Source organism: Streptomyces sp. NPDC004788 (assembly GCF_053601115.1).
This window is the reverse complement of the sequence record NZ_JBSGBF010000158.1, coordinates 1-9,747: the sequence shown is the minus strand read 5'-3', so window position 1 is coordinate 9,747 and position 9,747 is coordinate 1. Positions and strand designations below refer to the sequence as shown.

The window sequence follows — 9,747 nt, the reverse complement described above, 5'->3', positions numbered from 1 at the left end:
GGCCCCACTAATCGCGGCGGCGGGGGGGGGGGGGGGGGGGGGGGGGTTTTGTGGGGGGGGGGGGGGGGGGCCCCCCCCCCCCCCCCGCCCCCCCCCCCCACCCCCGTAACCCCGCGCGCTACTTCGCGTCGCTGCTGTCGATGCCGAGGCCCGGCAGCAGTCCCGGCAGGATCGGCGGGATGGTGACGTCCGGGACGGGTGGCAGCGACTCCTCGCCGGACGGGGCCGTGCTCGGGCCCGTCTGCGGCGGGCTGAGCAGGCCGCCCGGGCCGCCGCCGAGGAGGCCGTCGTCGGAGGGCGTGCCCGAACCGGAGCCGGAGGGCGACGGCTGGGAGGCGTCGCCGCCGTGCGAGGGCGTGGCCGACGAGGTGTGCGTGCCCTTGGGGTCGGCCGCCGGGGTGTGTCGCGGCGTGCTCGGGCCGCCGGAGCCCACGGCGCCGCGGTCGGGGGTGCGCGGCAGGACGGACTGGAGCGGCTCGACGTCTTCGTCTATGGCCTTGAAGACGTCGTTCACCTCGTTGCCCACGTCCGTGAGCTGGACCGGGAGCCGGTCGCGCAGGCCGTCCCAGGTGGCGCGGTGGGCCTGGGCGAAGGAGTTGAGCCGGGCCATGGGGCCGATCTCGCCGTCCCGCTCGTACGCCTGGCGGAGCAGCCGGTGGCCCTCGGAGGCGTCGTGCTTCATGCCGTCGAGGACCCGGCGGATCTCGCCGAGGGACTCGTGGTCGAGGTCGCCGGACCGGCCGCGCTCCATGAGGCGGCGGGCCTCGCTGAGCCGGGTGGACGCCTGGTCGAGATAGATCCCGCCCCGGTCGGCGTCGTCGTCGGCCATCCCGAGCTTGATGTCCTCCATGCCCCGCTTGAGGCCGTAGAGGGAGTCACCGGGGAGGGCGTCGGAGCTGGCAGCGGCCACTCCGCTGAACGCCCCGGCGGCCACGCCGACCGTGAGCCCGCCGGCGGCGAGGCCCTTGGTCCAGCGGGAGCGCGGACGCAACTTGCGGAGCGGGGATGCCCGGTGGGCTCCCTTCCCGGCGGTCCGCTGCTCCGGCACCGTAGGGCCCGCGGCGGCACTCCCCTCCGCGAACATGGCTTCCATGGCGGCGACGAGCTGGGCTCGCTGCACCACCTTCACCTCGGGGTCCATCTGTGGTTTCGGCAGCTCGCCGAGACCGTGCGCCAGGGCCAACAGCGGTCCGTGCTCGGCCGGTTCGGCCGATGCCTCGGGCTGTTCGGCCGCCCCGCCCCCGGACGTCCGATCCTCCAGGGTCTGGGCGAAGGCGTTCGCCCGCCGGTGCGCCGAAACGTTCGCGATCACTGGCGGCACCTCCTCTCGTCATGACGGTCGACTCCCCGGGGGGTTCGGAAGGTTGCACACCTTGAGCGCTTCCACACGAAAGAGTGAGTGGAAGTGGACACGGCGTGACCACAGGGAGCCTGCATTTCGCACAACGAGCGGCGCGGCACTTGGGTTACGCGCGAAAGATGATCGGACCAGTGCGTCATCGAGGCGTCACCGACTGTGAGTTGGGACGGGGCGGTGGGGGTGGATGGGGGGACGGACTGCGGGGCGATCGGCGGGACGGCTCGCGGGGCGACTCGCGGGACGAGGGGTGGGGGTGCGTGTGGGGGGCGCTGAGCGGTCAGCGGGCGTCGTCCGGGAGGAGGCGGGCCAGGGTGCGCACGGCCCGGTACTGGAGGGTCTTGATCGCTCCCTCGTTCTTCCCCATGACCCGGGCGGTCTCGGCGACCGACAGGCCCTGGAGGAAGCGGAGGGTGACGCACTCCTGCTGCTGGGGGTTGAGCCGGCGCACGGCGTCGAGGAGGGCCGCGTTGGAGAGGGACTCGAGGACTGAGTCCTCCGGGCTGCGCTCGACCTCGTTGGCGTCCAGCATCTCGCCGGTGGTGACTTCCAGGCGGAAGCGGCTGGACTTGAAGTGGTCGGCGACCAGGTTCCGGGCGATGGTGACGAGCCAGGCGCCGAAGTCGCGGCCCTGCCAGGTGAAGGTGGAGATGCGGCGCAGGGCGCGCAGGAACGTCTCGCTGGTGAGGTCCTCCGCCGTCGCCTTCCCGCCGACGCGGTAGTAGATGTAGCGGTAGACGGTGTCGCTGTACTGGTCGTAGAGCCGGCCGAAGGCCTCGGCCTCGCCGGCCTGGGCGCGCTCGACCAGGTCCATCATGCGGGCGCTGTCGCTGTCGGCGGTGGGCCTGCGGGCGGCGGTCGAGGTTCCGGCGCCGCCGCGCGTGCCGCGTCTGCCGACGGCGGCACCGCTTTCGGCCAGGGCGTAGCAGGGCCCGGCGGGTGCCGGGCCGGCGAAGGCGAAGGCGGATGCGGGGACGGCGTACGCGGTGGGGACGAAGCCGCGCAAGTGGTCGAGGACCGTTGCGCGCAGCGTAGCCAGGCCCGAGGCGTCAACCCCGACGTGTGGGTACACGGGACTCCCAGAGGCAGAGCTTCCATCACGTGCAGTGCGGGACCGTTCACTCGTCGTGGCGACGTGCGGGGTCCCTTGTGCGTCTGAGGAGAATAACGCTTCGTACAGGCAGCGCTACACCGAGTTGCTGAAATCATCGTTTCGGTCGCATCCATTACCGCTTCAAGTCGGAACTAGTCGCACTTGGGGACCTGTTGTTGATCGGTTTGCTTTCGAGTGTGATCAAAGACGGGGTCGGTTGTGGCCGACTGCGGGGCGGGGGAGTGATCGGCGCCGCTGTCGGGTAGGAAGCGGGGAATGCCCGGGCGTCGCCGTGTGCGGGCGTGTTCGACCACGGACGGGTGAGCGCCATCGGTCCGTGGTTGTCGCAGGCGATCGCAGCCGAAACGTATCCGCATGATCCCTGGGGGACGGTCGGACACAGGCCGTTACCGATGAGGCGCGCGAGAAGGGTCGCGCGAGATGGGTCGCGCGGAGCGGGACGGCGAGAAGCGGGACCGTGCGAAGCGGGACGGCGAGAAGCGGGACCGTGCGAAGCGGGACAGCACGAAGTGAGGCGGGGGGAAGCGGACGGCGCGGAAGGGGGTCGCGCTCAGCGGCGGCGGCGGTGCAGCGCGAGCGCGGCGGCCGCGCCGCCCGCGAGGGCGCCGACGCCCGCGGCGGCCGGGATGCCCACCTTGGCGGCCTTGCGGCCGGTCCGGTAGTCACGCAGCCGCCACTCGCGCTCCTTGGCGTACCGGTGCAGCTTGGCGTCCGGGTTGATCGCGTACGGGTGGCCGACGAGCGACAGCATCGGGATGTCGTTGTGCGAGTCGCTGTACGCGGCGCAGCGGGCCAGCTCCAGGCCCTCGGCGGCGGCCAGCGCCCGTACCGCCTCGGCCTTGGCCGGGCCGTGCAGCAGCTCGCCGACGAGCCGCCCGGTGTAGACGCCGTCGACGGATTCGGCGACCGTGCCGAGCGCGCCGGTCAGGCCGAGCCGGCGGGCGATGATCGTCGCGGTCTCGACCGGGGCGGCGGTGACCAGCCACACCTTCTGGCCGGCGTCCAGGTGCGCCTGGGCGAGGGCGAGGGTGCCGGGCCAGATCCGGTCGGCCATGTACTCGTCGTAGATCTCCTCGCCGATCGACATCAGCTCGGAGACCCGGTGCCCCTTGACGATGGAGAGCGCGCTGTCGCGGGCCTCCTGCATGTGTGCGGGGTCCTCGACGCCGACGAGCCGGAACCACGCCTGGGCCCAGGCGAACCGGGCCAGGTCGCGGCTGTCGAAGAACTTCCGCTTGTACAGGCCGCGGCCGAAGTGGAAGAGCGCGGCGCCCTGCATCACGGTGTTGTCGAGATCGAAGAAGGCGGCGGCCAGTTCGTCGCCGACGACCGGGAACTCCGCTTCCGCGGGAAGGAGCTCGGGGATCTCGGCCGCCTCGGCGGCGGCCTCCTCCCGCTCCTGCTCCAGCTGAGCCGAGGTCTTGCGCGCCGCCTCGGCGGCGGCCTCGCCTGCGAGGACGCTGCGCGCGGTGGCGGAGCGCCTACGGGGGGTGAGCCATCCCAGAGCGGCCATGTTGCGAGCATAGATGCTCTGTTCGGTACTTCCCGACTCGTGAGGATGCCGCGGCGTGAACAGTCGGGGACTCCTCTGTCGCCCGGGCCGCTGCCGACCGCGATCCGACGGTCGACGTCGGCGCAGAATGGACGCCATGTTCGGGACGTTCGGTCGTACGAAGAAGAAGAGCGGTCCGCGCACGGTGACCCTGATCGGCAAGCCGGGGTGCCATCTGTGCGACGACGCGAGGGCGGTGATCGAGGCGGTGTGCGCCGAGACGGGTGCACGCTGGGAGGAGAAGGACATCACACAGGACGAGGAGCTCTACCGCGCGTACTGGGAGCAGATCCCGGTGGTGCTCGTCGACGGCGAACAGCACACCTTCTGGCGGGTGGACGCGGGGCGGCTGCGGCGCGAACTGGGTGCGTGACCGAAAGACGGCTACCATCGAGGACGTTTTGTTGGGTTTCGGGGGCAGCGTCACAAGGAGAGTGTGCGGCTTTGCCCCCTTCGGGATCTCAACGCTCCGGCGCGCTCCGCGGTTCCACAGTGACGGGAACCAGCCGCGTGACCCCGGTCACTTTGGCCGGACAAAACGGACACCATCTTTGTGCACGCGTTCACAAAGACATAGCCTGCATTCGACGGGGCGGTCCTGGGACGCATGGCCGCCTGCAGCCCCGCTCATCCCGCAGGAGCACCGTGGCAACTGGCCGAACTCACCGACCGGCGACCCGTAGCCGAGGAATTCCCGAGGCCACCGTCGCCCGTCTCCCGCTGTATCTGCGTGCCCTCACGGCACTGTCGGAGCGCTCCGTTCCGACGGTCTCCTCCGAGGAGCTCGCGGCCGCCGCGGGGGTCAACTCCGCGAAGCTGCGCAAGGACTTCAGCTACCTCGGCTCGTACGGGACGCGCGGCGTCGGCTACGACGTCGAGTACCTCGTCTACCAGATCTCCCGCGAACTCGGCCTGACCCAGGACTGGCCGGTCGTGATCGTCGGCATCGGTAACCTCGGCGCCGCCCTCGCCGGTTACGGCGGGTTCGCCTCCCGTGGCTTCCGGGTCGCCGCGCTCATCGACGCCGACCCGGCGATGAAGGGCAAGCCGGTCGCCGGCATGCCCGTGCAGCACAGCGACGACCTCGAGAAGATCATCGAGCAGGACCGGGTCTCCATCGGCGTCATCGCCACCCCGGCCGGCGTCGCCCAGCAGGTCTGCGACCGGCTGGTGGCCGCCGGGGTCACCTCGATCCTGAACTTCGCGCCGACCGTGCTCTCCGTGCCCGACGGCGTGGACGTGCGCAAGGTCGACCTCTCCATCGAGCTCCAGATCCTCGCCTTCCACGAGCAGCGCAAGGCCGGCGAGGAGCCGGGCGCCGAGCAGGGCACGGCCGAGTCCGGTGCCGCCGGGACCGGCCCCGTGCCGGCCGGCTCCGTCGCCGCCCCCGTCCCGGCGGCCGCCCGGAGCGCCGAGGACTCCACCCGTAAAGGACCTGACGGGGACATGCCCGCCGTGATGCCCGCATGAGCCTCCTCGTCGTCGGCCTCAGCCACCGCAGCGCCCCCGTCAGCGTCCTGGAGCGGGCCTCCCTCTCCGCGGACGCCAAGGTCAAGCTGCTGCACGACACCCTCGCCGCCGAACCGGCCGCCGAGGGTGCCGTCCTGGCCACCTGCAACCGCATCGAGCTCTACGCCGACGTGGACAAGTTCCACGCCGGGGTCGCCGAGCTGTCCACGCTGCTCGCCCAGCACAGCGGCGTCGGACTCGAAGAGCTCACCCCTTATCTCTATGTGCACTACGAGGACCGGGCCGTCCACCACCTCTTCTCGGTGGCCTGCGGCCTGGACTCCATGGTCGTCGGCGAGGGCCAGATCCTCGGCCAGATCAAGGACGCCCTCGCCGTCGGCCAGGACGAGCACACCGCCGGCCGGCTCCTGAACGACCTGTTCCAGCAGGCCCTGCGGGTCGGCAAGCGCGCCCACAGCGAGACCGGCATCGACCGGGCCGGGCAGTCCCTCGTCACCTTCGGCCTGCAGCAGCTCGCCGAAGAGGCCGAGGTCGCCGACTGGGCCGCGGGCAAGCGCGCCCTCGTCATCGGCGCCGGCTCGATGTCCTCGCTCGCCGCCGCCACCCTCGCGCGGGCCGGCGTCGCCGAGATCGTCGTCGCCAACCGCACCATGGCCCGCGCCGAGCGGCTCGTCGAGATCCTCACCGAGCCCGGAGGTACGGGCGTGGCCGCACGCGCGGCCGAGATGGTTGCCGTCGGCGACGAACTGACCCGTGCCGACATCGTCGTCTCCTGCACCGGCGCCACCGGACTCGTCCTCACCGGCGAGGCCGTCGAGACCGCCATACAGGGCCGCGACAAGCCCCTGTACCTCCTCGACCTCGCGATGCCCCGCGACATCGACGCCGCCGCCCACCGCATGCCCGGTGTCCGGCTCGTCGACATCGAGTCGCTCGCCGAGGCGTCCGCCGACGCGCCCATGGCAGGCGACGTCGACCAGGTGCGCACCATCGTCTCCGACGAGGTCGCCGCCTTCGGCGCCGCCCAGCGGGCCGCCCACATCACGCCGACCGTCGTCGCCCTGCGCGCCATGGCCGCCGACGTGGTCGCCGGCGAGATGGCCCGCCTCGAAGGCCGGCTGCCCGGCCTCGACGACAAGCAGCGCGCCGAGATCACCCAGACCGTGCGCCGCGTGGTCGACAAGCTGCTCCACGCGCCGACCGTGCGCGTCAAGCAGCTCGCCAGCGAGCCCGGCGGCGCCGGGTACGCGGACGCACTGCGGACACTCTTCGACCTCGACCCGGAGACGGTTGCCTCTGTCAGCCGGGCCGACCTGAACGACGGTGACGTCAAGAACCGAGGGCGAGTATGACCGAGAGGGCACTGAGGCTCGGGACCAGGCGCAGCAAGCTCGCCATGGCCCAGTCCGGACATGTGGCCGACGCCGTCCGGCAGCTGACCGGCCGGCCCGTCGAGCTCGTGGAGATCACGACGTACGGGGACACCTCGCGCGAGCACCTGGCGCAGATCGGCGGCACCGGTGTGTTCGTCGCCGCGCTGCGCGACGCGCTGCTCGCCGGCGAGGTCGACTTCGCCGTGCACTCCCTCAAGGACCTGCCGACCGCCCAGCACCCCGACCTGGTGCTCGCGGCCATCCCGAAGCGCGAGGACCCGCGCGACGTGCTCGTCGCCCGCGCCGGGCTCACGCTCGACACGCTGCCCGCCGGCGCCCGCATCGGCACCGGCTCGCCGCGCCGCATGGCCCAGCTCAACGCGTACGCGCGCAGCCACGGCCTGACCATCGAGACCGTGCCGATCCGCGGGAACATCGACACCCGCGTCGGCTACGTGCGCAAGGGAGAGCTGGACGCGGTGGTACTCGCCGCGGCCGGTCTCAACCGCATCGGCGGAACCGAGGAGCTCACCGGCTCCCTGTCGCTCGACCACCTGTCGGTCGACGCGGTCCTGCCCGCCCCCGGCCAGGGGGCCCTGGCCGTCGAGTGCTCGGCGTCGAACGCCGACCTCGTCGCCGCGCTCGCCGAGCTCGACGACCCGTACACCCGGGCCGCCGTGACCGCCGAGCGATCCCTGCTCGCCGCCCTGGAGGCCGGCTGCTCCGCACCCGTGGGTGCGCTGGCCGACCTGCTGGCAGACGGCCCTCGTTCCGAGCAGGTTGTCACCGAAATGCGCCTCCGCGGCGTCGTCGGCACCACCGACGGCTCCACGCTGGTGCAGCTGTCCACCACCGGTCCCGTACCCACCTCCTACGACGAGGCGACGGCGCTCGGACGCGAACTCGCGGACGAGATGCTCGCCAAGGGTGCGGCCGGTCTTATGGGGGAGCGAGCACTTTGAGCCCCACCAGCCCGACCACCAGCCCCGCGTCCGCCGCCTGTTACGGCCACGGTCACGTCACCTTCCTCGGCGCCGGACCCGGCGACCCCGGACTGCTGACGCTCCGGGCCGTCGAGGCCCTGGCCGGCGCGGACGTCCTGATCGCCGAGCCGGAGGTGCTCGAAGTCGTTCGCGGGCATGCGCGCGCGGGCGTGAGCACGCCTGAGCTGACGGTTGTCGACGAGGCGTCAACAACCGTCGGTGTCCCCGTGTTGAGGGATGCGACCAATCTTGTCATGGAGGCCGCGAGGGGCGGCAAGCGGGTCGTCCGTGCGGTGACCGGCGACCCCGGCCTCGACGGCAACGCCGGCAGCGAGATGCTCGCCTGCGCCGCCGAGGGCATCCCCTTCGAGGTCGTCCCCGGCGTCGCCACGGCCGTCGGCGTGCCCGCGTACGCCGGTGTCCCGCTGCGCGACGCGCAGGGCACCGACGTCCGCTTCGTCGACGCCCGCACCGCCGACGACCGGTGCTGGGCCGAGGTCGGCGCCTCCGACGGCACCGTCGTCGTGTCCACGTCCCTGGATTCGGTCGCCGCGGCGGCCGGTGAGCTGGTGGCGGCTGGCCGTAAGCCGGACACCCCGCTCACCGTCACCATCGCCGGTACGACGACCCGCCAGCGCACCTGGACCGCGACGCTCGGCACCATCGCCCAGGTCTTCAAGCAGGGCAAGGTGCTCCCCTCGCCCGAGGGGCACCGCCCCGCGATAGCCGTGGTCGGCGAGCGCAGCGCGCCCGCGCAGCGCGACCAGCTGTCGTGGTTCGAGTCCAAGCCGCTCTTCGGCTGGCGCGTCCTCGTACCGCGCACCAAGGAGCAGGCCGCATCGCTCTCCGACCAGCTGCGCTCGTACGGCGCCGTCCCGCACGAGGTCCCGACCATCGCCGTCGAGCCGCCGCGCACGCCGCAGCAGATGGAACGCGCCGTCAAGGGCCTCGTCACCGGCCGCTACGAGTGGATCGCCTTCACGTCGGTCAACGCCGTCAAGGCCGTCCGCGAGAAGTTCGAGGAGTACGGGCTCGACGCCCGCGCCTTCGCCGGCATCAAGGTCGCCGCGGTGGGCGAGCAGACCGCCGCCGCGCTCGTCGACTTCGGCGTCAAGCCGGACCTGGTGCCGAGCGGGGAGCAGTCCGCCGCCGGCCTCCTGGAGGACTGGCCGCCCTACGACCCGGTCTTCGACCCGATCGACCGCGTCTTCCTGCCGCGCGCCGACATCGCCACGGAGACCCTGGTCGCCGGTCTGATCGAGCTCGGCTGGGAGGTCGACGACGTCACCGCCTACCGCACCGTCCGCGCCTCGCCGCCGCCGGCGGACACGCGCGAGGCGATCAAGGGCGGCGGCTTCGACGCGGTCCTCTTCACGTCCTCGTCGACGGTCCGGAACCTGGTCGGCATCGCCGGCAAGCCGCACAACGTCACGGTCATCGCCTGCATCGGCCCCGCGACGGCCAAGACGGCGGAGGAACACGGCCTGCGCGTCGACGTCCTCTCCCCCGAGCCGTCCGTCCACAAGCTCGCCGAGGCCCTGGCCGACTTCGGCCTGCGGCGCCGCGCGGCGGCGCTGGAGGCGGGCGACCCGGTGACGCGGCCGAGCGAGCGCCGCCCGGGCGCGCGCAGGCGCAGGACGACGTAGCCGTCGGTTGCAGGCGGCGTGAACGCCCGCGGGGCGCGATTCCTTCGAGGACTCGCGCCCCGCGCGCGTTCCCGACGGCACCGCCCGCCGGGTGCCCGTTGCCGCGACGCGCCATTCCCGGCCCCCCCGTTGTGGGCATTCGTTCCGCTGGGGCGGAACGGGTGGGCACAACGGGACGACGCCCCTTGCCGGGCCTAGGCTCCTCGCGCGTTGAGGCCGGGCGCGACGGCGCCGCGGTCGTGGTGCGGGTTC

The 9,747-nt window shown here is 72.6% G+C and carries 8 protein-coding genes; 5 read left to right on the top strand and 3 right to left on the bottom strand.

The window, feature by feature from the left end; translation table 11 throughout:
- Positions 1 to 118: 118 nt before the first annotated feature.
- From ACWEJX_RS36410 to ACWEJX_RS36400, 3 genes are all read right to left on the bottom strand, one after another.
- On the bottom strand, positions 119 to 1,312 hold the full coding sequence (locus ACWEJX_RS36410) for a DUF5667 domain-containing protein (protein ID WP_451611694.1): 1,194 nt from the start codon (positions 1,310 to 1,312) through the stop codon (positions 119 to 121).
- A gap of 325 nt (positions 1,313 to 1,637) precedes the next feature.
- Positions 1,638 to 2,429 carry an ECF subfamily RNA polymerase sigma factor, BldN family gene (locus ACWEJX_RS36405; RefSeq protein ID WP_451611693.1) on the bottom strand — a complete coding sequence of 264 codons (792 nt, stop codon included), beginning with the start codon at positions 2,427 to 2,429 and terminating at the stop codon, positions 1,638 to 1,640.
- 592 nt (positions 2,430 to 3,021) lie between these two features.
- Positions 3,022 to 3,984 (bottom strand): HAD family hydrolase, encoded by a 963-nt coding sequence (locus ACWEJX_RS36400; protein ID WP_451611692.1) that lies wholly within the window; start codon positions 3,982 to 3,984, stop codon positions 3,022 to 3,024.
- Positions 3,985 to 4,120: 136 nt separating this feature from the next.
- Here ACWEJX_RS36400 and ACWEJX_RS36395 point away from each other — a divergent pair, with 136 nt between their 5' ends.
- The 5 genes from ACWEJX_RS36395 (at position 4,121) to ACWEJX_RS36375 (ending at position 9,495) form a co-directional block, all read left to right on the top strand.
- Complete coding sequence (locus tag ACWEJX_RS36395; protein WP_451611691.1) at positions 4,121 to 4,396, top strand: glutaredoxin family protein; 276 nt, start codon at positions 4,121 to 4,123, stop codon at positions 4,394 to 4,396.
- 272 nt (positions 4,397 to 4,668) lie between these two features.
- The gene (locus tag ACWEJX_RS36390) at positions 4,669 to 5,493 is read left to right on the top strand and encodes a redox-sensing transcriptional repressor Rex (protein ID WP_451611690.1); all 825 of its coding nucleotides are present in this window, start codon (positions 4,669 to 4,671) and stop codon (positions 5,491 to 5,493) included.
- Positions 5,490 to 6,845, top strand: coding sequence for a glutamyl-tRNA reductase (locus ACWEJX_RS36385; protein ID WP_451611689.1), 1,356 nt, complete (start codon positions 5,490 to 5,492; stop codon positions 6,843 to 6,845). The genes ACWEJX_RS36390 and ACWEJX_RS36385 overlap by 4 nt, the downstream gene beginning before the upstream one ends.
- Complete coding sequence (gene hemC, locus ACWEJX_RS36380; RefSeq protein ID WP_451611688.1) at positions 6,842 to 7,828, top strand: hydroxymethylbilane synthase; 987 nt, start codon at positions 6,842 to 6,844, stop codon at positions 7,826 to 7,828. Before ACWEJX_RS36385 ends, hemC begins: the two co-directional genes overlap by 4 nt.
- Positions 7,825 to 9,495: a bifunctional uroporphyrinogen-III C-methyltransferase/uroporphyrinogen-III synthase gene (locus tag ACWEJX_RS36375; RefSeq protein ID WP_403800150.1), complete on the top strand. Its 1,671-nt coding sequence runs from the start codon at positions 7,825 to 7,827 to the stop codon at positions 9,493 to 9,495. Before hemC ends, ACWEJX_RS36375 begins: the two co-directional genes overlap by 4 nt.
- Positions 9,496 to 9,747: the final 252 nt, after the last annotated feature.